This window comes from Agreia sp. Leaf335, from assembly GCF_001423605.1.
In the GTDB taxonomy this organism is placed as follows: domain Bacteria; phylum Actinomycetota; class Actinomycetes; order Actinomycetales; family Microbacteriaceae; genus Agreia.
The window spans coordinates 822191-848891 of record NZ_LMOQ01000002.1; the positions used below are offsets into that span (position 1 = coordinate 822191).

General features: G+C 67.2%; 26 protein-coding genes and 1 tRNA gene. 10 read left to right on the forward strand and 17 right to left on the reverse strand.

What is annotated here, in order from left to right; translation table 11 throughout:
* Nucleotides 1-51 precede the first annotated feature (51 nt).
* Both ASF79_RS09885 and cls read left to right on the forward strand, forming a co-directional pair.
* Nucleotides 52-795, forward strand: coding sequence for a FadR/GntR family transcriptional regulator (locus ASF79_RS09885; protein WP_055854295.1), 744 nt, complete (start codon nt 52-54; stop codon nt 793-795).
* Nucleotides 795-2267: a cardiolipin synthase gene (gene cls, locus ASF79_RS09890; RefSeq protein WP_055854297.1), complete on the forward strand. Its 1473-nt coding sequence runs from the start codon at nt 795-797 to the stop codon at nt 2265-2267. Before ASF79_RS09885 ends, cls begins: the two co-directional genes overlap by 1 nt.
* 9 nt (nt 2268-2276) lie before the next feature.
* On the opposite strand, the gene hutH is transcribed toward cls, so the two are convergent.
* Complete coding sequence (gene hutH, locus ASF79_RS09895) at nt 2277-3848, reverse strand: histidine ammonia-lyase (protein ID WP_055854300.1); 1572 nt, start codon at nt 3846-3848, stop codon at nt 2277-2279.
* Nucleotides 3849-3926: 78 nt separating this feature from the next.
* On the opposite strand from hutH, the gene ASF79_RS09900 reads away from it, so the two are divergent.
* Entirely contained in the window at nt 3927-4709 is a 783-nt protein-coding gene (locus ASF79_RS09900) for an IclR family transcriptional regulator (protein ID WP_055854303.1), read from the forward strand.
* A gap of 7 nt (nt 4710-4716) precedes the next feature.
* Here the strand turns inward: ASF79_RS09900 and ASF79_RS09905 are convergent, their stop codons facing one another.
* Complete coding sequence (locus ASF79_RS09905) at nt 4717-5283, reverse strand: TetR/AcrR family transcriptional regulator (protein WP_055854307.1); 567 nt, start codon at nt 5281-5283, stop codon at nt 4717-4719.
* A gap of 90 nt (nt 5284-5373) precedes the next feature.
* On the opposite strand from ASF79_RS09905, the gene ASF79_RS09910 reads away from it, so the two are divergent.
* The 4 genes from ASF79_RS09910 to ASF79_RS17830 are packed head-to-tail and all read left to right on the forward strand — an operon-like array spanning nt 5374 to nt 8195.
* Nucleotides 5374-6516 (forward strand): zinc-binding alcohol dehydrogenase family protein, encoded by a 1143-nt coding sequence (locus tag ASF79_RS09910; protein ID WP_055854310.1) that lies wholly within the window; start codon nt 5374-5376, stop codon nt 6514-6516.
* Nucleotides 6517-6569: 53 nt separating this feature from the next.
* On the forward strand, nt 6570-7313 hold the full coding sequence (locus tag ASF79_RS09915) for a histidine phosphatase family protein (protein WP_055854312.1): 744 nt from the start codon (nt 6570-6572) through the stop codon (nt 7311-7313).
* Nucleotides 7294-8037, forward strand: coding sequence for an ADP-dependent NAD(P)H-hydrate dehydratase (locus ASF79_RS09920; RefSeq protein WP_326942860.1), 744 nt, complete (start codon nt 7294-7296; stop codon nt 8035-8037). Before ASF79_RS09915 ends, ASF79_RS09920 begins: the two co-directional genes overlap by 20 nt.
* A complete protein-coding gene (locus tag ASF79_RS17830) occupies nt 7971-8195 on the forward strand; it encodes an NAD(P)H-hydrate dehydratase (RefSeq protein ID WP_326942863.1) in 225 nt (74 codons plus the stop codon). Before ASF79_RS09920 ends, ASF79_RS17830 begins: the two co-directional genes overlap by 67 nt.
* Here ASF79_RS17830 and ASF79_RS09925 read toward each other — a convergent pair.
* The 5 genes from ASF79_RS09925 to ASF79_RS09945 form a co-directional block, all read right to left on the reverse strand.
* A complete protein-coding gene (locus ASF79_RS09925) occupies nt 8186-9136 on the reverse strand; it encodes a 5'-3' exonuclease (protein WP_055854315.1) in 951 nt (316 codons plus the stop codon). The genes ASF79_RS17830 and ASF79_RS09925 overlap by 10 nt on opposite strands.
* Nucleotides 9136-9855 (reverse strand): hypothetical protein, encoded by a 720-nt coding sequence (locus ASF79_RS09930; RefSeq protein ID WP_055854318.1) that lies wholly within the window; start codon nt 9853-9855, stop codon nt 9136-9138. Before ASF79_RS09930 ends, ASF79_RS09925 begins: the two co-directional genes overlap by 1 nt.
* A 117-nt stretch (nt 9856-9972) precedes the next feature.
* On the reverse strand, nt 9973-10497 hold the full coding sequence (locus ASF79_RS09935) for a hypothetical protein (protein ID WP_156366203.1): 525 nt from the start codon (nt 10495-10497) through the stop codon (nt 9973-9975).
* A 35-nt stretch (nt 10498-10532) separates the two neighbouring features.
* Nucleotides 10533-12167 (reverse strand): glycoside hydrolase domain-containing protein, encoded by a 1635-nt coding sequence (locus ASF79_RS09940; protein ID WP_055854325.1) that lies wholly within the window; start codon nt 12165-12167, stop codon nt 10533-10535.
* 176 nt (nt 12168-12343) lie between these two features.
* Nucleotides 12344-12415: transfer RNA gene (locus tag ASF79_RS09945), tRNA-Gln, on the reverse strand.
* Between the two features lie 82 nt (nt 12416-12497).
* On the opposite strand from ASF79_RS09945, the gene ASF79_RS09950 reads away from it, so the two are divergent.
* Together ASF79_RS09950 and ASF79_RS09955 are read left to right on the forward strand one after the other, a co-directional pair.
* Nucleotides 12498-12998, forward strand: coding sequence for a MarR family winged helix-turn-helix transcriptional regulator (locus ASF79_RS09950; RefSeq protein ID WP_055783309.1), 501 nt, complete (start codon nt 12498-12500; stop codon nt 12996-12998).
* A complete protein-coding gene (locus ASF79_RS09955; protein WP_055854327.1) occupies nt 12999-14222 on the forward strand; it encodes a hypothetical protein in 1224 nt (407 codons plus the stop codon).
* Between the two features lie 32 nt (nt 14223-14254).
* On the opposite strand, the gene argG is transcribed toward ASF79_RS09955, so the two are convergent.
* The 3 genes from argG to ASF79_RS09970 are packed head-to-tail and all read right to left on the reverse strand — an operon-like array spanning nt 14255 to nt 18903.
* Nucleotides 14255-15694, reverse strand: a complete 1440-nt coding sequence (argG, locus tag ASF79_RS09960) for an argininosuccinate synthase (RefSeq protein ID WP_055854715.1) — start codon at nt 15692-15694, stop codon at nt 14255-14257.
* Between the two features lie 20 nt (nt 15695-15714).
* Nucleotides 15715-17511, reverse strand: coding sequence for an ABC-F family ATP-binding cassette domain-containing protein (locus ASF79_RS09965; protein ID WP_055854330.1), 1797 nt, complete (start codon nt 17509-17511; stop codon nt 15715-15717).
* Between the two features lie 39 nt (nt 17512-17550).
* Nucleotides 17551-18903, reverse strand: a complete 1353-nt coding sequence (locus ASF79_RS09970) for a M20/M25/M40 family metallo-hydrolase (RefSeq protein ID WP_055783316.1) — start codon at nt 18901-18903, stop codon at nt 17551-17553.
* Between the two features lie 71 nt (nt 18904-18974).
* Here ASF79_RS09970 and ASF79_RS09975 point away from each other — a divergent pair, with 71 nt between their 5' ends.
* Nucleotides 18975-19514 (forward strand): adenine phosphoribosyltransferase, encoded by a 540-nt coding sequence (locus tag ASF79_RS09975; protein ID WP_055854333.1) that lies wholly within the window; start codon nt 18975-18977, stop codon nt 19512-19514.
* Nucleotides 19515-19521: 7 nt separating this feature from the next.
* On the opposite strand, the gene ASF79_RS09980 is transcribed toward ASF79_RS09975, so the two are convergent.
* From ASF79_RS09980 to ASF79_RS10010, 7 genes are read right to left on the reverse strand one after another with little or no spacing between them, the layout of a single operon-like run.
* Nucleotides 19522-20139 carry an alpha/beta fold hydrolase gene (locus tag ASF79_RS09980; protein ID WP_055854336.1) on the reverse strand — a complete coding sequence of 206 codons (618 nt, stop codon included), beginning with the start codon at nt 20137-20139 and terminating at the stop codon, nt 19522-19524.
* 5 nt (nt 20140-20144) lie between these two features.
* Nucleotides 20145-21080: a 4-(cytidine 5'-diphospho)-2-C-methyl-D-erythritol kinase gene (locus tag ASF79_RS09985; protein ID WP_055854339.1), complete on the reverse strand. Its 936-nt coding sequence runs from the start codon at nt 21078-21080 to the stop codon at nt 20145-20147.
* Between the two features lie 43 nt (nt 21081-21123).
* Nucleotides 21124-22113: a nucleoside hydrolase gene (locus tag ASF79_RS09990; RefSeq protein WP_055854342.1), complete on the reverse strand. Its 990-nt coding sequence runs from the start codon at nt 22111-22113 to the stop codon at nt 21124-21126.
* Entirely contained in the window at nt 22110-23030 is a 921-nt protein-coding gene (locus ASF79_RS09995) for an ABC transporter permease (RefSeq protein ID WP_055854345.1), read from the reverse strand. Before ASF79_RS09995 ends, ASF79_RS09990 begins: the two co-directional genes overlap by 4 nt.
* Nucleotides 23030-24070 (reverse strand): ABC transporter permease, encoded by a 1041-nt coding sequence (locus tag ASF79_RS10000; protein WP_055783333.1) that lies wholly within the window; start codon nt 24068-24070, stop codon nt 23030-23032. Before ASF79_RS10000 ends, ASF79_RS09995 begins: the two co-directional genes overlap by 1 nt.
* Nucleotides 24067-25614 (reverse strand): ABC transporter ATP-binding protein, encoded by a 1548-nt coding sequence (locus ASF79_RS10005; protein WP_055854349.1) that lies wholly within the window; start codon nt 25612-25614, stop codon nt 24067-24069. The genes ASF79_RS10000 and ASF79_RS10005 overlap by 4 nt, the downstream gene beginning before the upstream one ends.
* On the reverse strand, nt 25611-26654 hold the full coding sequence (locus tag ASF79_RS10010) for a BMP family ABC transporter substrate-binding protein (RefSeq protein WP_055783339.1): 1044 nt from the start codon (nt 26652-26654) through the stop codon (nt 25611-25613). The genes ASF79_RS10005 and ASF79_RS10010 overlap by 4 nt, the downstream gene beginning before the upstream one ends.
* Nucleotides 26655-26701: the final 47 nt, after the last annotated feature.

Genomic DNA, 26701 nt, shown 5'->3' on the forward strand with positions numbered 1-26701 from the left:
GACGTCGATCCACTACAGAACCCGGCCCCGACACATTGCTAATCTGAGCCTGTGCCCGCATTTCCCGATCGACCCGCAACCGACGAGATCAGCGCCTCGTTGAGTTCCGTCGCCAGCGGCACCGCCGTCTCCGCGGTAGCGAAGCGCCTGCTCGACCTCTTTATGGGCGGCGACATCGCCCCGGGCACGCGCCTCCCGCCCGAACGGCAGCTGGCCACGGCCCTGGGAATCGGTCGGTCGGCCGTGCGCGAGGCGCTCGCGGCACTCGAGATCCTGGGAATCGTCGATGTCCGGCCCGGCAGCGGAACGTATCTTCGCGGCTCCGCGTCGGAGCTCCTACCCGAGACCCTCAGCTGGGGACTCATGCTCGGCGAGCCGCGAACGCGAGAATTGATCGAGGTGCGCGGAGCGCTCGAGGTCTTCGCGACCGAGCTCGCGGCGGTGCGTATGCCCGATGAGGCATTGAAGAGACTCGGACAGCACCTCGCGGCGATGAAGGAGGCGGGCGACAACCACACCCGCTTCATCGAGGCCGACCTCAAGTTCCACCTCGAGATCGCGCGAGGAGTCGACAACTCCGTGCTCGTCACGCTGCTGCAGAGCATCCGTTCGCTTCTGCGCATCTGGGTCGAGCGTGGCCTGCACGACTCCGGCGATGCCGACCAGGCCTACGACGAGCACGCGGCAGTGCACGCAGCCCTGCTCTCGCGCGACCCGGCGGCCGCGGCAGCAGCCATGCGCTCGCACATGGTGACGGCGACCGAGCGACTGCTCAGAACTCTTCCGGCTGCCTGATGGCCAGAACGACCTGGCGATCGATCCTCAAAGTGTTCCCGACCATCATTCTGGTGGTCGACATCCTCATCCGCATCGGGGCCGTCGTGACGGTTCCCCGCAATCGGCGCCCGAGCTCGGCCATGGCATGGCTGCTCGCGATCTTCATCTCCCCCATCCCGGGCAGCCTCCTCTATGTGCTGCTCGGCAGTTCTCGTCTGCCGAAAGACCGACGCGACAAACAGCGCGAGGTGAACGCGTTCATCCTCGACGCCGCCGGTCCCTTCGACAGCGCCCAGACCACGATCACCGAACCCGCGTGGTTCGGCTCGGTCGTGCATCTCAATCGCACCCTCGGCGCGATGCCCCTCATCGCCGGCAACACGGCGACCCTGCTGCCCGACTACGAGGCGTCGATTGGGGCGATGACCGACGCCGTCGCATCCGCAACCCAGTACGTGCACGTCGAGTTTTACATTCTGGGGCGCGACGACACGACCAGCGCATTTTTCGACGCCCTGAAAGCGGCCCACGACCGCGGAGTCACCGTTCGCGTGCTCTACGACCACTGGGCGACTATGCGCAATCCGCGGGGACGCTCGACACGCGCGTGGCTCCGCGAGAGCGGGATCCCCTTCGAGGAGATGCTCCCGTTCCGCCCGTGGCAGGGAAACTGGCGTCGCCCGGATCTGCGCAACCACCGCAAGATCGTGGTCGTCGACGGCCACATCGCGTTCACGGGGTCACAGAACATGATCGACGCCAGCTACAACAAGCGCGGAAACATCCGCCGCGGTCTCAGGTGGAAAGACCTGATGGTGCGGCTCGAGGGCCCGGCGGCCCTGGGCCTCGACGCACTGTTCGTCACCGACTGGTACAGCGAGACGGGCGATATCGTCGAGGCCGACGACTCGCGTGCCATGCCCGTCGCGTCACCCGACAGCATCGAGTGCCAGGTGGTTCCGAGCGGGCCGGGATTCGACGGAGAGAACAACCTGCGTCTCTTCAACGCCCTGGTCTATGGAGCGCAGGAGCGCCTGATCATCGCGAGCCCGTACTTCGTGCCCGACGATTCGATGCTCTACGCCATCACCACCGCCGCCGAGCGCGGCGTCGATGTGCAGCTCTTCGCCTGCGCCGTGGCAGACCAGTACGTGGTGTACCACGCTCAGCGCTCGTACTACGAGACGCTGCTGCGTTCCGGCGTTCGCATCTTCCTCTACCAGGAACCGACGGTTCTGCACTCGAAGCACTTCACGGTCGACGACGACGTGGCCGTGGTCGGATCGAGCAACATGGACATGCGCTCGTTCAGCCTCAACTTCGAGGTCTCGCTCATGGTGCGCAGCTCCTCGTTCGTCGAGCAGCTGCGCGACATCGAAGACGGCTACCGCGAGAAGTCACGAGAGATCACGCTCGAGCAGTGGATCGCCCGCCCCGCCGTTGCCCAGGCTCTCGACACGGTCGCCCGCCTCACGGCGTCGGTGCAGTAGAGCACCGACTCAGTTCAGCGGGCCGAGTCGCGACTCGGCCGCGTCGCGTACGGCACCACGGCGAACGAGGGATGCGACGGCCTCGATCTCGGGCGACAGAAAGCGATCGGGCCCCGGCCCCTCGACCTCGCGGCGCACGAGCTCGACCACGGCGGCGGAGCCCGCACCGGGCTCGAGCGGAGCACGCAGATCGAGCGCTCGCGACGCCGTCATGACCTCGATGGCGACCACGCGGCTCAGCCCGTCGATCGCCGTCCGGAGCTTGCGAGCGCCAGCCCAGCCCATCGAGACGTGGTCCTCCTGCATGGCGGACGAGGGGATGGAGTCGACCGAGGAGGGAACCGCGAGGCGCTTGAGCTCGGAGACGATGCCGGCCGCCGTGTACTGGGCGATCATGAGCCCGCTATCGACTCCCGCATCGTGGGCGAGGAACGCAGGAAGGCCGTGGCTTCGAGCCGGATCGAGCATGCGGTCGGTGCGGCGCTCCGACATACTCGCGACATCCGCGACGACGATGGCGAGAAAGTCGAGCACGTAGGCCACGGGGGCTCCGTGGAAGTTGCCGTTCGATTCGACCCGTCCGTCGACGGTGACGACAGGATTGTCGACGGCCGACGCCAGCTCTCGCCCGGCCACGAGAGCGGCGTGGTCGACCGTGTCGCGAGCGGCACCGTGCACCTGGGGCGAACAGCGCAACGAGTAGGCGTCCTGCACGGTCGTGTGCGTCGAGGGCCGATGGCTCTCGACGATCGGTGATCCCGCGAGCATCGCACGCAGATTCGACGCCGACAGGGCCTGCCCGTGCTGGGGTCGCAGGGCCTGCAGATCGGCGGCGAACACGGCGTCCGTGCCCAGCAGCGCTTCGACGCTCATCGCCGCCGCGATGTCGACGCTGGTGAGCAACATGCGCAGGTCGTCGATCGCGAGGCTCAGTTGGCCGAGCATTCCGTCGGTGCCGTTGATCAGCGCCAAGCCTTCCTTCTCGGCGAGGACGACGGGGTCGATTCCTGCAGCCGCCAGCGCAGCGGCCGCCGACATCGGCTCGCCGTCGGCGTTGCGCACCTCGCCCTCGCCCATCAACGCGAGCGCACAGTGCGCGAGAGGAGCCAGGTCGCCCGAGCAGCCGAGCGATCCGTACTCCCGCACGATGGGGGTGATTCCGGCATTGAGCAGCGCGACGTAGCTGTCGACGGTCGAGAGTCGGATTCCCGTTCGCCCCGTGAGAAGCGTCGAGATGCGCAGCAGCATCAGAGCACGAATCACCTCGCGCTCGACCTCGGGGCCCGACCCCGCCGCGTGCGATCGCACGAGGCTGCGTTGCAACTGCGCGCGCTGCTCGCCGGCGATGAACGTCGATGCGAGGGCGCCGAAGCCCGTCGAGATCCCGTAGTGCGGAGCGACGTCGACGGCCAGGGCATCGATGATGACACGACTCGCATCCACGGCGGACCGGGCCTCATCGTCGATCTTGATCTGGGCGCCGCGCCGCGCAACGGCGACGACATCGCCGATACCGATGGCCCCCGTGCCGACGGGCACGACGGTGGGAATCTGCTGTTCGGTGAGGAGGTGCGTGGTCATAGGCCCAGTCGACCGCACGCGACCCGTCGTTCGAGGAACGAATCGAGCAAAACCGTCTCGTATGCGAGACAGTTGAGCATGACAGTCGAGACCGGAGTTCCCGCAGCCAGCGCGACGCTGCGCATCCTCAGCTACCTGGCCGCGCAGAGCCGACCCGTACCGGCCGCCACCCTGGCGTCGCACCTCTCGCTCCCCCGCTCGTCGGTGTACAAGCTGCTGGCCGTGCTGGTGGATGCCGGATTCGTTCTGCACGTCGCCGAGACACGGCGTTACGGTCTGGGAATCGCGGCGTTCGAGCTGGGTTCGGGCTTCGCAAGACAGGAGCCGTTGGCCAGATTGGGCCATCCGGTGCTGGCGCTTCTCGTCGACCGCATCGCAGAGAGCGCGCACCTCGCCGTGACGCACGGGCGCGACGTGCTCTACCTGATCGAAGAGCGCGCTCCGCGACGGCCGGCGCTCGTCAGCGATGTGGGCGTGCGGCTGCCCGCTCATCTCACGGCGAGCGGGATCGCCATGCTCGCGTCGATGCCGGCGGCCCAGGTGAGGGCGCTCTTTCCCGACGAGAGGGCATTCGCGCGCCGGGGCGAGGTGGCGGGGCCGCGCAGCTACTCGCAGTTGCGGCGGGTGCTGACCGAGACCCGCACCCGGGGCTACGCGATCGAAGACGAGACGATTACGCCGGGCATCGCGTCGATCGCGGTCTCGGTCGTCGATCACGCGGGGTGGCCCGCTGCGGCGATCGCGGTCACGTTCGACCGTGCCTCGCGCGACGCCGCGAGCTGGGACGAACTCGCCGACGAGACGAGGCGGCACGCCCGCGAGCTGTCTCGGCGAATAGGCGGCCACTCGGCACCGAGGTGAACCGCACTCACGACGTGGCGGTGCGGACCAGCCGGTCGAACGTATCGCGCAGGAGATCGGCGAGCGGCTTGGTGTTCTGTGCGCTCAGCCAGCGGCCGATCGAGACGCTGAAGACCGTGGACGTGAGATGCGCCGCCAAGAGCGCATCGACCTCCTCGCTTCCGCGCTGCGCGAATCCGACGCGCAGGGCCTCGACCAGGGCGGCCTGGGTGTTCAGCTGCCTCTCCCGCAGACCCTCGTCGGACTGGATGATCTGATGACGTGCCAGGTAATAGCTCTTCTCGCGCGAGAACTGGGCCGACGCCACAGCGTCGAACGCGCTCGCGACGATCTGCAGCGAGCTGATCCCGGCAGGCGCTTCGGCGACAATGCGTGCCGCCTGCTCGGGTACCGCGTGCTCGTCGGCGAAGAGCGCATCGCGCTTGTCTGCGAAGTGACGAAAGAAGGTGCGGGTCGATAAGCCTGCGCGCTCGGCGATCTGGGGAACCGTCGTCAGAGCGAAACCCTGTTCGACGAAGAGGTCGAACGCGGCGCGCTCGAGCCGCTCACGCGCATCCGGTTGCCATCGAGCCATAAGACCAGTGTAGTGATGACATGCCGTGCCATCATGTGTATTCTGATGTCACTGCATGTCATCACTCATCGAAAACGCGAGGTCGTCTCTATGTCCGCCACCAACTCAGTGTCTGTCACCAACTCAGCCGCCTGGCTCACCGCGCCGTACTCCGACCTCACCGTCGGCGACGCGCCCTACACCTCGGCTGCCGCCGGAGAGCTCGTGATTCGCAATCGCGCCGTGGCGGTCAACCCGCTCGACGAGGTCAAGCAGTCGACGGGCAACCTCATGTACTCGTGGCTCCCCCACCCCTCGATCCTGGGTGAAGACGTGGCAGGCGAGGTCGTCGAGGTCGGCGCAGGCGTCACCGGATTCGCGGTGGGTGATCGAGTGATCGCCTACGCCGTGGGCATGGAGAAGAATCGCAACCACTCCGCAGAGGGCGGCTTCCAGCTGTTCTCGGTCGTACGCGCCGACCTGGCCTCGCCCATCCCCGACGACCTGGCCTTCGAGAGTGCTGTGGTGCTGCCGCTCGCGGTCTCGACAGCCGCCTCCGCCCTCTTCCAGTCCGACCAGCTGGGCCTCCGGCATCCGACGGCGAAGACCACCACCGAAGAACCGCGCGAGTGGGTCGTCGTGTGGGGCGGTTCGACGAGCGTCGGCAGCAACGCGATCCAACTCGCCGTCGCCGCCGGCTACTCGGTGCTCGCCACGGCGTCGCCGCAGAACCACGACCGGATGCGTGCGCTCGGCGCCCAGCACGTCGTCGACTACCGCAGCCCGTCGGCCGTGCGCGAGGTCGTCGCGCTGCTTCGCGACGAGCAGCTCGCCGGGGTGTTCGCCGTGGGAACCGGGTCTGCCGAACCGGCGGTGGCCATCGCCTCAGCGCTGGGGTGCAGGCGCGTCAGTCTCGCGAGTCCGTCCGTCTCGATGAGCACTCTCCCCCGTCGACCTCGAGCCTGGCTGTCGCTCGCGCGTTTCGGAGTGACGATCGCGTCTCGCATGGGAGCCCTGCAGCTACGCTGCCTGCGCCGCGGCATCCGCGCCAGGTTCGTCTGGGGCAGCTCGTTGATGACGAACGAGGTGGGGCCAATGCTGTGGCAGGAGTTCCTTCCGAACGCGCTCGCCGAAGGCCGCTACGCGACCGTCCCTCGAGCCGAGATCGTCGGATCGGGGCTCACCAGCATCCAGCCCGCGCTCGACGCACTCCGGCGCGGAGCGTCGGCCACGAAGTTCGTCGTCACGCTCTGACCCCGCCGTGTCAACCGCTCGTCGGGCCTTTCGCTTCTCGTTAGCGTGGAGCGATGGGTGCGACACAGCTTCTTCTTGTCAGGCACGGCGAGAGCATCGGCAACGCGGCCGCAAGCCGGGCTGAGCGAGACGGCGCCGAGACCATCGACATCGCCATGCGGGATGCCGACGTGCCTCTCACCGAGACCGGCGAGCGCCAGGCGACGGCGGTCGGGGCGTGGCTGCGTTCCCTCGAGCCCGACGACCGACCGACCCGCGCCTGGACCTCTCCCTATGTCAGGGCGGCCAGCACGGGCGCACGGGCCATCGCCGAATCGGGAATCGATCTTCTGCTGCGCAGCGACGAGCGCCTGCGCGATCGCGAACTCGGCATCACCGATCTGCTCACCACCCGAGGCTTCGAGGCCAGGCTTCCTTTCGAGGCCGAGCGACGGCGCTGGCTCGGCAAGTTCTACTACCGTCCGCCGGGTGGCGAGTCCTGGGCGGACATGACACTGCGAGCGCGGTCGGTGCTCTCCGACATCGACCTGGTCGATGATGGCGAACGAGTGCTGATCGTCTGCCACGACGCGATGATCCTCATTCTTCGCTACATCTGCGAGGGCATGACCGAGGCCCAGCTGCTCGAGACATCGCAGCGCTCCTCCGTGGCGAATGCCTCGATCACCCGCCTGTCGCGCCCGAGCGGCGCGGGCTTCTGGACGGCGGACAGCGTCAACGATGTAGCGCACCTCTCCGACGACGGAGCCCCCGTGACCACGCACTCTGGAGGAATGGATGACCGACCAGCCCACTGACACGAAGACCCCATCGATCACCCCGGAGTCTCTTCAGACCTGGCCGTTGCCGTCGGGCGGCGAGTCGAAGCGTGACCGAGGAAGCATCCTCATCGTCGGCGGGTCGCCCAAGTCGCCCGGCGCGGTGCTGCTCGCCGGTCGCGCGGCCCTGCGCTCGGGCGGAGGACGGCTCACCCTCGCCCTCGCCGAGTCGCGTGCGCCGTCAGCATCCGTCGCCCTGCCCGAAGCCGGCGTCGTGGGCCTGCCCGAGAGCTCCTCCGGCCAGGTGGGTGAGGGCGTGGTCTTCGCTCTGCGTTCGGAACTCGAGTCGGCTGATGCTGTACTGATCGGGCCTGGCCTGCACAGCGCAGAGGAGGCGCGCACCGTGCTCGAGTCCCTCCTGCCCCATGTGACGGACTCGACCACTCTCGTGCTGGATGCGTTCGCGCTCGGAGTTCTCCCGGGCCTCATCGACCGCATCGAGCCGTTCGCCGGTCGACTCGTGCTCACGCCGAACAAGACCGAGGCCTCGATCCTCCTCGGCAGATCGCCGACGACAAGCCGCGCGAGGGCGACGTCGAGGAGGTCGCGTCGCGCTACGGGGCGGCGGTGTCGTGCTTCGACCGCATCGCGGATGCCGACGGCTCGTCGTGGCTCGTCACCGAGGGCGGGCCCGGCCTGGGCGTGTCCGGCAGCGGAGACGTGCTCGCGGGCTCGATCACAGGCCTGCTCGCCCGAGGGCTGAGTCCCGTCGGCGCCGCGTGCTGGGGAACGTGGGCGCACTCGCACGCCGGCGATCGACTCGCCGAGCGCGTATTCGAGACCGGATTCCTCGCATCCGAGATCGCCGACGAGCTCACCGCGAGTTTCGCCGACGCGCAGCGGGCGTCGGATCAGGAGTAGGTGTCGAGGGCGGCCAGGAGTCGTGTGACCGAACCCCCCAGGTTCCAGTCGTTCGACAGGCGCTCGAGCTCGGCTCGTTTCTTCCCCGTCACGGCCGACAAGCGGGCACCGGCCTTCGCCGGCGTCGGCAGATCGAGATCGCGAACGACCCTCACGACCCTCGGCGCGACGTCGAGGTAGTCGCTCGCCGCGGTCAATTTCGACCGCACCGACGCACTCAACGCGCTCTCGGCATCCGTCGCGGCGTCGCGCACCGACTCGAGCGAGCCGTATTCGCCGAGCAGAGTCGCGGCGGTCTTCTCACCGACGCCGGCCACTCCGGGCAGCCCGTCGGAGGCATCGCCCCGCAGCGTCGCGTAGTCGACGTACTGGCCGGGCAGCACCCGATACTTGCCCACGATGACCTCATCGGTCACGAGCTCGAGGTTCTTCATTCCCCGCGCGGTGTAGATCACACGCACCTCATGAGCGTCGTCGACCAGCTGGAACAGGTCACGGTCGCCTGTGACGACGTCGACAGCAGAGCGCGCTCCGCTGGCGTAGGTGCCGATCACGTCGTCGGCCTCGTGATCCGCCGCGCCGACGATGGCGACTCCGGCGAGCTCGAGTACCTCACGAATGAGCGGGATCTGAGCCGTCAGGCCATCCGGCACCTCTTCGACGTCGGGGCCGTTCGCGACGCTCTCGGCAACCCGCTGAGCCTTGTAGCTCGGAAGCAGATCGACTCGCCACCCGGGACGCCAGTTGTCGTCCCAGCACGCGATGAGATGGGTCGCCTCGAACTCCACCGTGAGCCGGGCGATCATGTCGAGCAATCCGCGGATCGCGTTGACCGGCGTCCCGTCGCTTCTCGTGATCTTGTCGGGCACACCGTAGAACGCGCGGAAGTACAGCGAGGCGGTGTCGAGCAAAAGCAACTTCTCCGGGCGTGTCATCGACATCACTCTTTCCTAAGGGTCTCTCTGCTCGACTGCGACGAACGAGTCAGCCAACTGAATGATTCGCTATCGGGCGGAATCACGAGCGCATCGACGTAATCGAGTAACGCAAGGGCGGCCCGCTCAGCCGTCGCAACCGATCGTTCCTCGAGTCGCTTAATCTCGTCGTACAGCATGTCTGTCGTCGGGTCAGGCTTCCACTTGTAGTGGATGAACGCGTTTCGCTCCGCCGCCGTAGCACGAATGTCTGCTGCGAGACTCTCGGGGAACTGCTCGTCGAACATCAAGAGCCAAATGACACCCGTCTTGTCATGAAGGGATTTTTTCATCACCTCCATAGTCTCAGCTTCACTCAGACCGATCTGGAATGCCCGGTCCCTGATCGCCCGGTTGAGCAGGTGCTCGAGGTATAGGCCGTAGAAAACAAAGTCATACTCCAGCTTCCCTTCATCGACGTACTTACGCGCGTCCTGAAGAATCGTGTCAGTGTGGTCAACCACCATGGAGAAGGAAAACTCGCCGGTTTCCCTCAGCTCGATTAATCGTCGCCAAGCCGCCTTGCTTAACTCTTCCCGGGAGACCCCCACTTCCACCTCGCCACTGAGAATCATCTCGCGAGCAATGCCACGAATAACAGCATCCACGATTTCCTTTTGAGCCTGCCGAGCCTCCGGCGTATCGAAAAGACCGTTGGTCGATTTCTCAATGCCGTGATCGCTCACGAGATCTTCCCGAGAGACTTCGAAAAGTACAGCGAGGCGGTGTCGAGCAGCATCAGTCGGTCGGCCATGCTCGATCTTGGCACGCACGACTCTCGATCGGCGACTCTTGATCGATGACTACGTGGCGGTCTCGTCTGCTCGCCCGGACACCCGGACGACGACGAAGAACGACCCCGCTCCCAGGATGGCTCCCCCGAGCATCGCCATGAAGGCCAGCCCCGCACGGTCGACGTCGCCGCCTGCCGGGATGATCCCGTTCACGAGAACGACCGCGATCGCAAGCGGCGTGGCGATCGACACGAGTGCACTGATGGGCACCGAGAGACGGCCATGGCGAGCACCGACCACGAGCGCGACGATGCTGGCGATCATGGTCAGCGCGGCACACACCAGCTGAACGATCACGAAGACGTCGGTGGCGACCTCCAACGACGATGCGGTTCCGCGACCCGTCAGCTCGATCAGAAAAAGATCGGGGAGGAGAGGCGCTAAGACCAGAGCGAAGATCACCGCCGCGACCACGCCGAGCGCGGCCCAGCCGACTCCCAGTAGGGCGAGAGCACGAACGTCGAGCCGCTCGAGCGACACCCTTCCTCGGGTTCTGCCACCGCGCCCACCCTCGCATCGGTCAGCATCGCTCATGCTCTGAACCTAGCGGACGGTCGCGCCCCGAAAGTTCAGTCCCACTCCTCAGGGCCGATGCCGCCGTCTCGACCCGACAGCACATTGGCGTCGATGTCGAAGGCCTGGCCTGCTGACGTGACCTGTCGCGCCTGGATCTGGTTGAACGCCCAGTTGCCGGGCAGGGGCTCGGTCTCATTGCCGCCCCACCCCGACGACATGCCCGCCACGAACGAGAAATGGGCGAGACTGGCGCCGCTGATCCGAGAGCACACCAACCGCGATCCGTAGACGCCGGCCTTGTACGTGTCGCCGGTGTCGCTCAGCCCCTGCGCCACGCCCTCGAAATACGGGGTGATCGACGTGGTGATGTCGTCGGGCGTCACATCGAGATCGACGGCGAAGTAGATGGTGGTCTGCTTGGGCACACCGAGCGCGCGGGCGGCGTCCACCGCCGAGCGGGCGTCGAGGGCTCCCTGGGCTCGGTTGAACCACGACAGCTCGTCGCCGCCCTCCTCGAAGATGGGCCAGACCCGCAGCTGTGCGCCGGCGATCGCCGACACCTCGTCTCTCGTGATCCTCTTGTCGAGCGCGCCGCTGACCGAGGAATTCGTCAGGTAGCGCCCGATCGTCGTGTAGCCCGCCGCCGCGAGCGCCTGAGCCCCGCCGGCGTCGAGCCTGTGCGCCAGATCGGCACCCGAGACTGCCCGGTCCGCGTCGCCGTAGCTCACGAGCAGAGCGGCCCAGGTGGGGAATCGGCAGACCCCCGTCTGATCTTCGGGCGCCAGTGCCTGGAACTGCTGGAAGGATGTGAGGACGTCGGCATCGCCCGCGGAGAAGGTGTCGTCGAACGGCACTAGAGAGCCACCGAGAATCAGCAGGCCTTTCGCCAGGCGCACCCACGATCCCTGTACTCCGATCGCCACGGTGCTCGCGTCGGTCGCCTTCAACGCTCGGGCGGTGGCCGGTCCGTAGATGCCATCCGCGGCAGCCGGGTCTTGACCGGTACCCAGCTGCACCGCGCGAACGATCGACATCAGTGTGCTCGAATCGTAGACCCCGCCCACCGAGCAGTAGGTGGCGCCCGGGAGTTCTGAGTACTGGCCATTCAGCCATTGCTGCACCGGCACGATCTCCTGCCTGCCGTCCTCGGCGAGCGAGATCGAGGTCACCGTGAGCAGCGCCCTCGTCAGATTCGGCGACAGGGTCGCTCCGCTCGTCGGCGATCCGAGAGCGCGGCGCAGGCCGTCGACCGCCTGCATCGTCGTGTCATCCCACACACCGGAGAGAGCGACGCCCGAGAATCCGCGGCAGATGAGCGCGCCCTGCACGAGCTGGCGCCACGCCTGGGCATCCGCGCCGCTCTCGCTTCCCACCTCGCCGTGCTGTTGCAGTCGCTGCAGCGTCGTGGGTCCGAACGCGGGCACGAGCGGAGCGATACCGAGCAGTGCCTGCAGACCCTGCACGAGGCCGGTCAGAGTTCCCTGTCCGGCGACGCCATCCTCGGCGACGGCGACCCACCCGTCGCGGCCACCGAATGTGGCATTCAACCAGCGCTGCACGGCGAGAACATCCGCGGGCGGCGCCTGTTGAGATGTGGCGGCGCTCGCCGTCTCCGGCTCCATCATCGACATGACGAGCGGCGCCGCGGCGGCGAGTCCGATCAGAGCGGTCCGGCGCGAGATCTCCATGACTTTCCTCTTCCTGTGACGAGTCAGACGCGCTACGAGACGCGCATCGTCAACTAGACGATCGTCTGATGGTAGATCGACCGTCGGAGAAGACCCCCCGGCCGGGGGTAATCGCACCAGAATCACAGGGAGGAGACAGCTAGCGGGCGGGACACCGTCGTCGTGCACGTGAAAAGCTCCGCCTCCAGGACTCGAACCTAGACCTAACAGCTCCAAAGGCTGTCGTGCTGCCATTACACCAAGGCGGACCGCGTGCTCCGTAGAGCACGCATTCCCCAATTCTGCCAGACACGAAGCCTGCCGACGGCCCGTGGCCCACATAATGGATGCGTGCCAGATGCGACTCCCCGTGATTCCGTCGACGGAATCGTCGACGCGTGGGAGCGCGAACGACCCGATCTCGACTTCGCGCCTCTCAAGGTGCTCTCGCGGGTCTGGCGCCTCTCGAGGCATCTCGAGCGCACCCGGCGAACGGCCTTCGCCACCAGCGAGCTCGAATCGTGGGAGTTCGACGTGCTCTCGGCCCTCCGCCGAGCGGGCGAACCGCACCAGCTCAGCCCCAAGGCGCTGCTCGAGCAGACGCTCGTCTCCTCCGGCACCATGACCAACCGCATAGACAGGATGTCGCGGCGCGGACTGGTCGAGCGCCGCACGGATCCGCACGACGGACGCGGCATCCTCGTCTCGATGACCGACGAGGGCCGAGACCGCGTCGACGGAGCGATCACCGCGCTCGTCACCGCCGAGGGCGAGCTACTCAGCAGGCTCAGCACATCCGACCAGGAGCGCATCGCGACCCTGCTCCGCAAACTCAGCGTGGACTTCGACTAGGTGGTTCGTCTTATCTCTCGTCGTTTCACCCTGTTCACCGCCGCCCTCGTCGGCTTGGCCTTCGTCACGACGGCGGTCGGCCCGACGAACCCGGCCAGCGCGCGAGCGGATGCCGCATCCATCACCCCGACGGCCGTGACGGCCGTCGCCGACACGACGACGCGACTCGTCGAGGCGGCGACTCCCGACGTCTTCGACCCCGGCTTCATCATCTCCGACGAACTCTTCTACGACGGCGGCGCCCTCGACGCCGACGAGGTGCAGGAGTTCCTCGACGAGCAGGTTCCCGCCTGCTCCCCAGGAGTGGTGTGCCTCGCCGATTACACGCAGAAGACCGTCACCCGTGAAGGCGACGACGTGTGTGGCGCCTACGGCGGGCGCGAGTCGGAGACGGGAGCCGAGATCATCGCCAAGGTCGGCCTCGCCTGCGGCATCAGCCAGAAGGCCCTGCTCGTTCTCGTGCAGAAGGAGCAGTCGCTGGTGCGCAACCCCGCACCGACGGCCGGAGACTACTCGTTCGCCACGGGCTACGCCTGCCCCGACACCGCGGCATGTGACGTGGAATACTCCGGCTTCTACAACCAGGTGTACTGGGCCGCGTGGCAACTCAAGCGCTACTCCAACCCGCCCGGAACCAGCGAGTTCTTCACAAGCCGCCCCATCGGTCAGCCGAGCCCGATCGGCTACAACCCCGATGCATCCTGCGGCAGCACCGACGTGACGCTCAAGAACATCGCGACGGCCGCCCTCTACTACTACACGCCGTACCAGCCCAACGCGGCCGCCATCGCCGGCGACGCGAACGCGCCCTGCGGCGCCTTCGGCAACCTCAACTTCTGGCGGTTCTACTCCGAGTGGTTCGGCGATCCGACGCGCGGCTCGATCACCCAGGGCTCGCTCGACGACGTCTCCGTCGTACGCGGTCGGATCGTCGCCAAAGGCTGGGCGATCGATCCCAGCTCGCTGCGCGCACCCAGCTCTGTGCGCATCACCGTGACGGATGCGGCCGGCCGCGTCTCGACCACGACTCTGCAGGCCGGGGCGACGACGCGAGGCGCCCTGGCGTTCCATTCGCTATCGGGTCTCGACCACGGGTTCAACGGAGGAACCGCCGTCGGAACGCAGGGTCTCGTGCGGGTGTGCGCCGCGGCGCTGCCCCTCGAGGGCACGTCGTCGAGCATCGAACCGCTGGGCTGCGCGACGGTGTTCGTCCTCACGCCCTGAGACGGTTCGATGCTCGTGACGAGCGTCTGCTGCTAGTCGGTGCCCGAGTCGAACGCCGCGCCCTCGGACGCGAGGTCGGTGGCTCGCTCGAGAGCTTCGTCGCCGACCGACGACTCGGCCGCATCGAAGATCTCGCTCGATTCGCCCTGTTCGAGCTGCCCGACGAGCTCTGCCGTCGAGCCGCCGACGAGACCTGCGGCGGCGTACTGCTCGAGTCGCGCACGTGAATCCGCGATGTCGAGGTTGCGCATGGTGAGCTGGCCGATGCGGTCGTCGGGGCCGAAGGCGGCATCGCCGACGCGCTCCATCGACAGCTTGTCGGGGTGGTAGCTGAGGCTGGGGCCAGTGGTGTCGAGGATCGTGTAGTCGTCGCCACGACGCAGGCGCACCGTGACCTCACCGGTGACGGCCGAGCCGACCCAGCGCACGATGGATTCGCGCAGCATGAGCGACTGCGGGTCGAGCCAGCGGCCCTCGTACATCAGGCGGCCGAGACGACGACCCTCCGAGTGATAGTTCGCGATGGTGTCTTCGTTGTGCACCGCGTTGAGCAGGCGCTCGTAGGCGATGTGCAGCAGGGCCATGCCCGGCGCCTCGTAGATGCCGCGGCTCTTCGCCTCGATGATGCGGTTCTCGATCTGATCGCTCATACCGAGGCCGTGGCGACCGCCGATGGCGTTCGCCTCGAGAACGAGGGCGACGGGGTCGGAGAACTCGGTGCCGTTGATGGCGACCGGTCGACCGGCCTCGAAGCGCACGGTGACGACCTCGGAGGCGACCTCGACGTCGTCGCGCCAGAACGCGACACCCATGATGGGCTCGACGATCTCGATGCCGGCGCTCAGCTCTTCGAGCTTCTTCGCCTCGTGCGTCGCACCCCAGATGTTGGCGTCGGTGCTGTAGGCCTTCTCGGCCGAGTCACGGTAGGGGAATCCGCGAGCGACGAGCCACTCGCTCATCTCCTTGCGCCCGCCGAGCTCGCCGACGAACTGCGAGTCGAGCCAGGGCTTGTAGATGCGCAGACGCGGGTTGGCCAGCAGTCCGTAGCGGTAGAACCGCTCGATGTCGTTGCCCTTGTAGGTGGAGCCATCGCCCCAGATGTCGACGCCGTCTTCCTTCATCGCGCGAACGAGCAGCGTGCCCGTGGCGACGCGACCGAGCGGCGTGGTGTTGAAGTAGGTCTTTCCGCCGGAGCGGATGTGGAAGGCGCCGCACGCGAGGGCGACGAGGCCCTCCTCGACCAGAGCGGCCTTCGCGTCGACGATGCGCGCGACCTCGGCACCGTACTCCAGTGCCCTCGCGGGCACCTTGTCGATCTCGGGCTCGTCGTACTGCCCGATGTCGGCGGTGTAGGTGCAGGGAACCGCACCCTTCTCGCGCATCCAGGCGACGGCGACCGAGGTATCGAGACCACCGGAGAATGCAATGCCGACTCGCTCGCCGACCGGAAGACTGCTCAAGACTTTAGACACGATCAATATCCTAGGAGTGATCAGCCCTCGAGAAGTTCCGTCAGCTCGAGCCAGCGCAGTTCGACCGTGTCCATCTGGTCGCGCAGCGCCTGCACTTTCTGCTGCATCTCGCCCAGTCCGGCGTAATCGCTCTGATCGTGCTTGGCGAAGGCCACGTCCATCTCGGCGATCTGCGTGCTCAGTTTCTCCATCTTGCGACCGGCCGCGGCCAGCTCCTTCTGAGCATTGCGCAGCTCGGCCCCCTGCAGGCCCGTTTTCTTGGCGGGAGCCTCGGCGGATCCACCCGCCGCGATGCGCGCCTGCTCCTTCTGCTGGGCGAGACGCAGCTCGAGGTACTGCTCGACACCGCGAGGAAGGTGGGTGAAACCGCCGTTCATCACGGCGTACTGGTTGTCGGTGACGCGCTCGAGCAGGTACCGGTCGTGGCTCACGACCAGAAGCGTTCCCGCGTAGGAGTCGAGCAGGTCTTCGATGGCCGCGAGCATGTCGGTGTCGAGGTCGTTGGTGGGCTCGTCGAGGATCAGCACGTTCGGCTCGTCGAGAATGATGAGCAACAGCTGCAGTCGACGCTTCTGGCCACCGGAGAGGTCTTTCACCGGGGTCGAGAGCTGGGCGCTCGTGAAGCCGACCCGCTCGAGCAGCTGACCGGGAGTCATCTCTTTTCCGCCGGAGACGTACGAGCTCTTCTGCCGGCCGATCACCTCGCTGACACGATCGTTCCAGATGTCTTCGAGCTCGAAGAGCTGCTGCGTCAGAGTGGCCACGCGAATGGTCTTGCCGCGCTTGACCTTGCCCGAAGTCGGCAGCAGAGTTCCCGAGACCAGGCTCAGCAGGGTGCTCTTTCCGGCGCCGTTCACCCCGAGGATGCCGGTGCGCTCTCCGGGCGCGATGCGCCACGTCACGTCGTGCAGCACCTTCTTGCCGTTGTCGTATTCGACCGAGATGTTCTCGAGGTCGACGACGTCTTTTCCGAGGCGCTGCATGGCCATCGCCGCGAGCGAGACCTTGTCGCGCACGGGGGGCTCGTCCTCGATGAGAGCGTTGGCCGCGTCGATGCGGAACTTCGGTTTCGCCGTGCGGGCCGGGGCACCGCGGCGCAGCCAGGCCAGCTCTTTCTTCATGAGGTTCTGACGCTTGGCCTCCGACGTGGCCGCCATGCGATCGCGCTCGACTCGCTGCAGGATGTAGGCGGCGTAGCCGCCCTCGAACGGCTCGATCAGGCGATCGTGCACCTCCCACGTGGCCGTGCAGATCTCGTCGAGGAACCAGCGGTCGTGAGTCACGACCATCAGCCCGCCGGAGTTCGTCGCCCAGCGCTTGCGCAGGTGCTGCGCGAGCCACGCGATGCCCTCGACGTCGAGGTGGTTCGTGGGCTCGTCGAGGAAGATGACGTCGTGGTCGCCGATGAGCAGCTTTGCGAGCGCGATGCGTCGGCGCTGCCCTCCGGAGAGGCTCGAGACGAGCACGTCCCAGGGGATGTCTGAGGCGAGACCAGAGATCACGTCGCGGATGATCGGGTCGCCGGCCCAGACGTGCTCGTCGATGTCGCCGACGATCGTCTCCTTGACGGTGAGGTCGCCGTCGAGGTCGTCCGACTGGTCGAGCATGGCGAGAGTCACGCCGTTGCGGCGCGTCACACGTCCACCGTCGGGTTCGATACGACCCGCCAGCAGCCTGAGCAGGGTCGACTTGCCGTCTCCGTTGCGACCCACGATTCCCACGCGGTCGCCCTCGTTGAGACCGATGGTCACGGAGTCGAAGATGACGCGCGTCGGATATTCGAGATGGAGCGATTCCGCTCCCAGTAGATGGGCCACCTGTCGAGGTTACCCGCGATCCGAGGGCACCCCCGCCGGTCAGCCCAGAAAACGCCTGACGACCGAGTCGAGAGCGCGCGCGGTGAGCGCGACCGACTCGAGGTCGATGTGTTCGTCGTTGCCGTGGATGAGGTGACGGAATCGGCCGTAGTCCCAACGCCGTGACAGCACCGAGAATCCGTAGGCCCGTCGCCCCCTCGCGCGGTAGAACCGGGCGTCCGACCCGCCCGCCGCGATGATCGGCAGCGGAACAGCCCCCGGGTACGCCTCGTCGATGACCTCGGCGAGCACGTCGAAGAGCGGCGTATCCATCGGCGAGACGTTAGCCGGGCTGAACGACGCACCGACGACATCCACGATCTCGATGTGCTGCATCAGGTCGCCGAGCGCGGCCATGACATACGCATCGACCGCCTCCGGAGACACGCCGGGCAGCTGTCTGATATCGAGGTCGATACTCGCCTCACCCGGAATCACGTTGATCGCGTCGCCCGCTCGGATCACGTTGGGCGAGATGGTCGTGTGCGTCGTGGCGTGCGCGTACCCCGCGAGTTCGCCGAGCGCCGGAAGCGCCCCCAAGATCTCGGCGACGGAGGTGAGTCGCCTCGACACGTCCTGGTCGAGGGCGAGAGCGTCGACGTAGCGCGGCCAGTAGTCGCCGATGACGGCGCGTGGCGCGAAACGCGTGAGCCTCGTCACCGCCTCGGCCGCGATCACGCCGGCGTTCGACGACCCCCACGGCGCAGAACCGTGACCGGGGATTCCCCGGATCAGCAGCCGCCTCCGGGCCAGCCCCTTCTCCCCCACCGTCACGGTCACCGAGTGCGGCGCTCCCGCCGAGCCTCCGACGGGCACGCCGCCCGACTCGGTGAGCACATAGTCGGCGTCGATCAGTTCTGGGTGGTGCTTCATGAGCCACTCGATGCCGAGCCGGCTGCCGCCCTCTTCGTCGGCGACCGCCACGAACACGAGGTCGCCGCGCAAGGCACGACCCTCGGATGCCGCGGCGCGGGTCGCCACCGCGTAGGCCGCCGTCAGATAGAGCATGTCGAGAGTGCCCCGCCCGTAGAGCTCGTCGCCCACGATGTCCGCGGCGAACGGGTCGTGAGTCCAACCGCCGTGCATCACGGGGACGACATCGATGTGCCCGACCAGCGCGAGAGACGGCGCGTTCGGGTCGGTGCCGGGGATGCGCACGACGAGCGTCGCTCGGCCCGGGGCCGACTCGATGACGACCGGGTCGACATCCACTCCCTCGAAGAATCGCGTCAAGACGTCGGTGTTCCGCTTCTCCTGGCCGGATGCGTAGGTTCCGTCGTTCACACACGCGCTGCGGATGAGGTCGCGCAGCAACGCCAGCGCGTCGTCACCGAGGGATGAGGAGTCGATCATCGCTCAAACTTATCGCTCCTCGTCGGCGCACCTCGTCATCCGGTGGGGCCGAGCGCCGGTAGCGTGAAGGTATGCCCGCTGAAACGACTGCCGAACTGATCGACGCCCATCTGCTCACCGTGCAGGACTTCCCGAGCGAGGGCATCCTGTTCCGAGACGTGACCAGTGTCTACGCGAACGGCGAGGCGTTCGCGTCGGTCGTCGACGCCTTCGCCTCGCACGACTGGGGCCAGGTGGATGCGGTGCTCGGCATCGAGGCACGCGGGTTCGGCATCGCCGCGGCCATGGCCTACGCGCGCACGGTGGGGATGGTCTCGGTGCGCAAGGCGGGCAAGCTCCCCGGCGAGCTGCTGAGCGAGGACTACGCGCTCGAGTACGGTACCGCCACGCTGCAGGTGCAGCCGAACATCCTGCCCCGAGGTTCGCGCGTCGTCATCCTCGATGACCTTCTCGCGACCGGAGGCACACTCGCGGCCGTCGTGAAACTCGCCGAGCGGGCCGGCTGGGTCGTCGCCGGCATCGGCGTGGTCATCGCACTCGACGACCTCGGCGGGCGCGCTGCTCTCGCTGGCCACGACATCCTCGAGCTGAGCACGTACCCCGCGTCGTAGGTCGCGGTCAGCGCAGCTGCGCTGTGATCGTCTGAGCCAGTTCGCGCAGGAACTCAGCATGATCGAGACCTGGCGTAGGCGAAATGTGAGGCGGCAACGTGCTCATGAAGTCGTAGTGCCCCACGTTCGAGTGCTCACTGATGACCGCGATGCTGGGTGCCGAGCGAAGCACCGAAGCAGTGCCCGGCGGGGTTACCGTGTCTGAAGCGCCGACGTGAACGTACACGGGCGCCACAACATGATCGAGCGCTCCAGGGGCGGCGAACCATCCGACGGTAGGAGCGAGGAGCACGAGTCGGGTCACGCGCGGGTTCGAGCTCACGTCGATGGGCTGACCGTCTTTGCCCCACGGTTGGGCTCCCGCCAGACAGAGCGCTGCCCAGGCGCCGATCGAGTGTCCGACGACGCTCACCGCCGAATCGACGTCGCCATCCTCCGCGAGGGCACGGTTCAGGCCGTCTACCCGCGCTTGCAACTGCGACGTGGTGACGGTTCGCGGGTCGAAGCGTTCGCTCTGTGGGGCGACGACATGAAATCCTGCGTCGCGGATGGCATCGATGAGAACGGAATAGCGAGCAGGATCTCCTCCTGCCCCTGGTGCGAAAAGAACCGTGGGTGTGCTCACGACGTCTAGTCGCCGATGACGCGCGCGCCGTGCACCGGACCCGTAACGCGCACGACCCGGTGCCGAGCGGCGCTCAGCGCGATCTGCAGTTCGAGGGCCGCATCGAGGTTCTCGGCGAGAAACGCGACCGTGGGGCCAGATCCCGACACGATGCCCGCGAGCGCACCGTTGGCCTCGCCCAGTTCGAGGATGCCCGTGAGCGCCGGGTTCAGGTGTAGGGCGGGGGCCTGCAGGTCGTTGTAGAGCGCGTCGGCGAGCACGAGGGAGTCGCCCGACCGGAGCGCCTGCAGCACGGCGGTGTCGACCGTCGGCTGGGTCTGCGCGGGAAAGATGTCTTGAGCATGGCGATCGCGGTGCCGGTCGAGCTCGCGGTACACCTCGGGCGTGCTCGATCCGAAGTCGGCGAGCACGAGAACCCACTGGAAGGAGCCCTTGGCGAGAGCGGGGCTGAGCTGGTCGCCGCGACCTGTTCCGATGGCCGTTCCGCCGGTAAGCGCGAACGGGACGTCGGCTCCGAGACGGGATGCGAGACCGAGGAGCTCGTCTCGGCCCAGGTCGGTTCCCCACAGGGTGTCGCAGGCGACGAGCGTCGCGGCGGCATCCGCCGATCCACCGCCCATCCCCCCGGCGATGGGCACGTTCTTCTCGATGTCGAGGTGGACGCCGCCGCGGTAGCCGGCCTTGCGCGCAAGCATGCGTGCTGCCCGGATGGCGAGGTTGGTGCCGTCGACCTCGAGGCCCGAGCAGTCGATGCTGCCGCTGAAAGAGACCGAGAAGTCGTCGGAGATCGTGGCCCGCACGTTCTCGTAGAGCGAGACGGCCTGATACGCCGTGGCCACGTCGTGGTACCCGTCGTCCATCACCGCCCCGACCTTCAGGAAGACGTTGATCTTTCCCGGCGCCCGAACGTGCACTGTCGACAGCGCCCTCTGAGTGACCATGCAATCAACCTATATGCAACCGGAGGGGCGATCCGACCGCGGGCTACGCGCGACCGAGTCCGGCCAGTACCGAGACGAAGTCGGCGAGGAACGCCTGCCTGTCGACATCGAGCACGACCTGCGTGTCGGGAGCCGGTGTGACCTGCCAGCTCACGGGCAGACCCTCGTCGGTGCGCACGAGGTGGGCCCGGGTCGCGAAGCCGTCGGTGGTGATGTTCACGGGCCCCGTGATCGACGAGGTGATCCACTCGGGCTGCACGAGCAGAGCTGCTGCGAGCCCGTCGTGGGCGGGAGAGACGCGGCGTCCCCACGAGAACTGATAGAAGTCCATGTAGGCCTCGAGGATGTCGGCCGAGAACGTGCCCCACTCCGTTCCCGCTCGATGCAGCGACTGCACGGCCGCCTCGTCGACGATCGTGCCCGCCGTCACGTTCACGCCCACCATCACGAGGTTCGTGCGTTCAGCGGCGAACACGCGTGCTGCGGCGATGGCGTCGTTGTGGATGTTCGCGTCGACCATCTGCACGGTGCCGAGAGGCGGGAACGGGCCTGAGCCGCCCATGATGACCGTCGAGCGGAACAGCGTGAGCAGCTCGGGTTCGATCTCGAGGGCGAGGCCGACGTTGGTGAGCGGTCCGATCGGCAGGAGGTCGTAATAGCCGGGGCGCGATCGGGCGAGCTCGACGAGCAGCTCGGCCGACGACAGGGGCGACAGGTTGCGTGGCGTGAGCTTCTCGCTGTAGAGGTCTCCGAGGCCGTCGTGTCCGTGCACGTGACCGGCGATGCGCGGCTCGCCGTTGATCGGCCCCTCGGCTCCCCGCGCCACGAGGGTGTCCTCGAGTCCCGCGATCTTCAGCACGCGAGCGATGTTCGCCACCGCGTCTTCCACGGGGGTGTTGCCGCAGACGCTGGTGATCGCCGAGATCTCCGCGTCTTCCCGGCCGGCCAGGTAGAGCAGTGCGAGAGCGTCGTCGATGCCCGTGTCGGTGTCGACGATGATGTGGCGAACGTCGTGCGGCGATGCTGCGGTCATGCGAGGGTCTCCTTGGGAACGAGGGTGTTCGTGCGTCGCCGGGTGACGACGATGCGCATAATCACGAGAACGACGAGGGTGATGGCGTAGGGGGCGGCGTCCGTGAGCTGCTGCGGAGCTCCGATGCCCTGCAGACGGAACCCGAGGGCCTCAGCGGCACCGAAGCCGAGGCAGGCCACCGGCAGCCAGAACGCCTTATTGGCGACGAGGATCACGGCGGCGACGGCGATCCAGCCACGGCCCGCCGTCATGTTCTCGGTGAACAGGGTGACGTTGCCGAGCGACAGTTGCGCGCCGGCCAGGCCGCAGAGTCCGCCGCCCAGGATGGTGACCCACGTCTGGTACCGGGCGACGCCGATGCCCAGCGTGGCCGCGGCATCCGGATGCTCGCCCACGCCGCGCAGGCGGAGACCGCCGGGCGTCAATCGCAGCCACAGACCCGCCGCGACGATGAGCACGAACGCCAGCGGCACCAACACGGACTGGCCCGCGAAGATATCGCCGATCACCGGGATGCCCGCCAGGAACGGCATGGTTCCGATACCGGCGAGCCCTTGAGGAGCGAACGAACCCGAGGTGTCGAAGAGCACCCGCAGGAGGAAGCCGGTAAGCCCCAGAGACAGCAGATTCGTGCCGATCGCGATGATGATCGGATCGGCCTTCCACCGCGCGGCGCCGACGGCGAGGATCACGGAGTAGATCGCTGTGGAGAGCACGGCGATGAGCACTCCGGCCCAGGCGTTTCCGGTGTAGTAGCTGCCCACGACCGCGGCGAAGGCACCCCACAGCATCTGACCCTCGAGCGCGATGTTGAACACCCCCGCCTGGGCGCACAGCGCTCCCGCGAGGGCCGCGAAGAGAATGGGCGTCGCGCTGGTGAGCACCGCGGCGACGAAGCTCCACTCGAAGATGCTCATCAGCTGTCCTTCCCTGCACCGGCTCGGCGGGCATCGAGCACGACGCGCAGCGCGAGAATAACGATGACCACGCCCTGCAGCACATCCGAGAGCTGTCGCGGCACATCGGCCGTGCGCTCCATGCTCGCTCCCCCGACCTGCAGGATGGTGAACAGGATGGCGGTGACCGGAACGAGGGCGGGGCGGCCTCCGGCGAGAAGCGCCGCCGCGAGCCCGGCGAACGTGTAGCCGGGCGAGATGAGCGCCCCGTCGATGAATCGGTAGGGCGAGGAGAGCACGATGATCGCGCCCACGAGGCCGGCGACAGCCCCCGCCGAGCCCATGGCTCCCAGGGCGAGCCGCCCCGGCTTGAGTCCGGCGTACTCGCCGAAGCGACGGTTCGCGCCCGTGACGCGCAGCTCGAAACCCACCGCCGAGCGCGAATCGACGACATAGAAGATCACCATGACAGCGATGATGAGCAGCAGTCCGACCGTCGTGTAACGCAGATCGCCCAGACTCCAGATGTGCGCGTCCTCGGGCAGCACGGGAGTCTGGGCGGTGCCGGATCCCTTCTCGGCGAGCGGAAAGCGCACCAGGTACGACGCGACGGCCACGGCAACGGGAGACAGCAGGAGGGTGGAGATGATGATCGGGATGCCGAAGCGCGTGGCCAGGGGCGCCGAGACGGCGGCGAATCCACCGCTCACGAGCATCGCGGCGATCAGAGCGAGCGGCACGGCGACGATTCCGGGCAGACCGAGCTGGCTGGCGACGACGTAGGCGGTGACGCCGCCCAAGACGAGTTGGCCGTTTCCACCGAGGTTGAATTCGCCCATGCGCAGCGGAATGGCTGCGACGAGGCCCATCCCGCAGATGAAGCCCCAGACCGAGAACGTGTAGTCGAGGTTGCGGGGATCGAGCGAGCCCTGCAACACGGCGGCGTAGGCGTCGATGGGGTTGAGCCCGGCGACGATGATGATCACCGCACCGATGAGGATGGCGAGAACGACGGCCCCGATGGGCACGACCGCCGGATGACGTGTCAGGCGCGCGATCATGCTGTCCACTCCTCGCCCGCCGCTGCCGCGGCTCCGGCCATCGCCGCGCCGATGCGCTCGGCACTGGCCTGCGTTCGGTCGAATTCGGCCACTATCTCGCCCGCGAACATCACCAGAACACGGTCGGCCAGGGCCAGGAGTTCGGAGATCTCGTGCGACACGAGCAGGATGCCACGACCCGATGCGCGATAGTCGAGCAGGCGGCCGTGGATCGCCTCGATCGCCCCGACGTCGACGCCCTGTGTGGGCTGCTCGGCGATGAGCAGCGGCGCCTCGAACGACAGTTCTCGGGCGATCACCACTTTCTGAGCGTTTCCGCCGGACAGAGACCCGACGGGCTGCTTCTCGCCCGAGGTGCGGATGTCGTACGACGAGATCTGCTCGCTGGCGCGCCTCCGCGCCCCGGCCAGCGACATCCAGCCCCTGCCGAAGCCCTTCGGCCTGCCGATCGGCGGCTGCCTGTGGTGGCCGAGCGAGAGGTTCTCGGTGATCGACATCGTCACCGCGCTGCCCTCACCCCGACGGTCTTCGGGAATCACGGCCAGACCGGCTGTTCGACGAGAAGCGACGGATGCGCGCGTCACGTCGTCACCGCCGAGCACGACGCGGCCGGCCGACACGGGGACCGTGCCCAGGATGGCGGCCACGAGGTCGTGCTGTCCGTTGCCCGAGACGCCGGCGATGCCGACGATCTCCCCTCGGCGAACAGAGAGCGACACGTTCGAGACCCGCTCCACCCGCGCGTCCACGACAGAGACCCCCTCGACCTCGAGAACGGTGTCGCCCAGCGTTCCGGTTCCCGGGTTCGCGACGGTCTCGATGTCTCGCCCGGTCATGGCCCGCACGAGTTCGGCCGCCGTCGTGTCGGCGGTCGTGAAGCGACCGGACACACGGCCGTCGCGCAGGACGGTGACCTCCGTCGAGACGTCGAGGACTTCCTGGATCTTGTGCGTGACGAGAACGACGGTCGTACCGGCCTCAGCCGCGCGCCGGATCACGGCGAACAGCGATGTCACCTCGGAGGGGGTGAGAACCGCGGTCGGCTCGTCGAGGATGAGGATGCGCGCATCGCGGTGGAGTGCCTTGAGGATCTCGACGCGCTGACGCGCTCCCGCCGAGAGGTCTCCGACCCGGGCCTGTGGATCGGTGTCGAGCCCGTAGCGCTCGGCCAGGGCGCGAACCCGTGCGTCTGCAGCACCCCGGTCGATGCGACCAGCGCGAGTCGGCTCTGCACCGAAGACCACGTTCTCGGCTACGGTCATCGAGTCGAAAAGCCGGAAGTGCTGGTGAACCATGCCGAGACCGGCGGCGATTGCGTCGAGCGGGCTCGAGAACGTGCGCGCCTCGCCGTCGACGACGATCTCACCCGAATCGGGGCGCACGAGACCGAACAGGATCGACATGAGCGTCGACTTTCCCGCGCCGTTCTCTCCCATCACCGCGTGCACGGTGCCCCTGGCCAGCACGAGGTCGATGCCGTCGTTCGCCACGACGGCATCGAACCTCTTGCTGATCGATCTCAGCTCTACCGCGGCAGTGCTCATCCGGCGGTGAGGGGATCCTCGACGACGACCTCGCCCGAGATGATCTGGTCGCGAACGGCCTTGACCTTCTCGATCACATCGGGGTGCTCGGCGATGAGGCACTTCGACGACGCGACGTCGTCTTCGAGACCGGTGACTCCGACGCCACCCTCGGCGAGACCATACGACTTGAAGCCGCCTCCGTCGCCCGCGAAAATGTCCTTCACCGCGTTCTCGATCGCGACGTCGACTCGCTTGATCGAGTTGTCGACCACGTTTCCGGGCGACTCGAGGCACTGGTTCGCGTCGACGCCGAACGCCTTGAAGCTGCCGGCCGCTGCTGCCTCGAACACGCCGAGGTTTCCGGCCGAGGCGGCCGCGTTCACGTAGTCGGCGCCCGAGTCGGCGATGATCTGGGCCTGAGCCTTTGCTCGCGCCTGGTCACCGAAGGGGTTGTCGCCGCCCACGTACTGCTGCGTCGTCTTGACCTCGGGGTTCACACTCTTGGCGCCCGCGAAATAGGGGTCGATCCAACGGTGGATGAACGGGGTGTCGAGCGCGCCGATCGCGCCGATGCTGTTGGTCTTCGTGAGCAGGCCAGCCTCGACCCCGATGAGGTAGTTGGACTCGTATTCCTTGAACACGGCTGCGGTCAGATTGTCGGTGGGCTTCTCGGCCGACGTGTCGATCAGCAGGAACTGCTGGTCGGGGTTGTCTGTGGCGGCAGCGGTGACCTGATCGAGCACGTTGAACGAGACGCCGATGATCACGTCGGGAGCGGCACGGACGGCCTCGTCGACGTTCTGCTGGATCGACGCCGGGTCCTTGCTCTCGTAGACGTCGACCTTCGCGCCGTTCGCCTTGCCCGCAGCCTTCGCGCCCTCGACGGCGAGCTTCAGGAAGTTGTTCGATCCGACGGCGGTCGGGGTGATGAGAATGATCGACTTGTCTCCCGATGGTTCGTCGGACGACGAGCCTGACGAGCTCGAACACGCGGAGACGCCCGCGACGAGCGCGGCCGTGAGAGCGACGGCGCCGATGCGCCGAGAGAGAGTGGACATGGAAGTCTCCAGGGTGTGTGCTGTCGGGAGGGGTGCGATCCAACGCT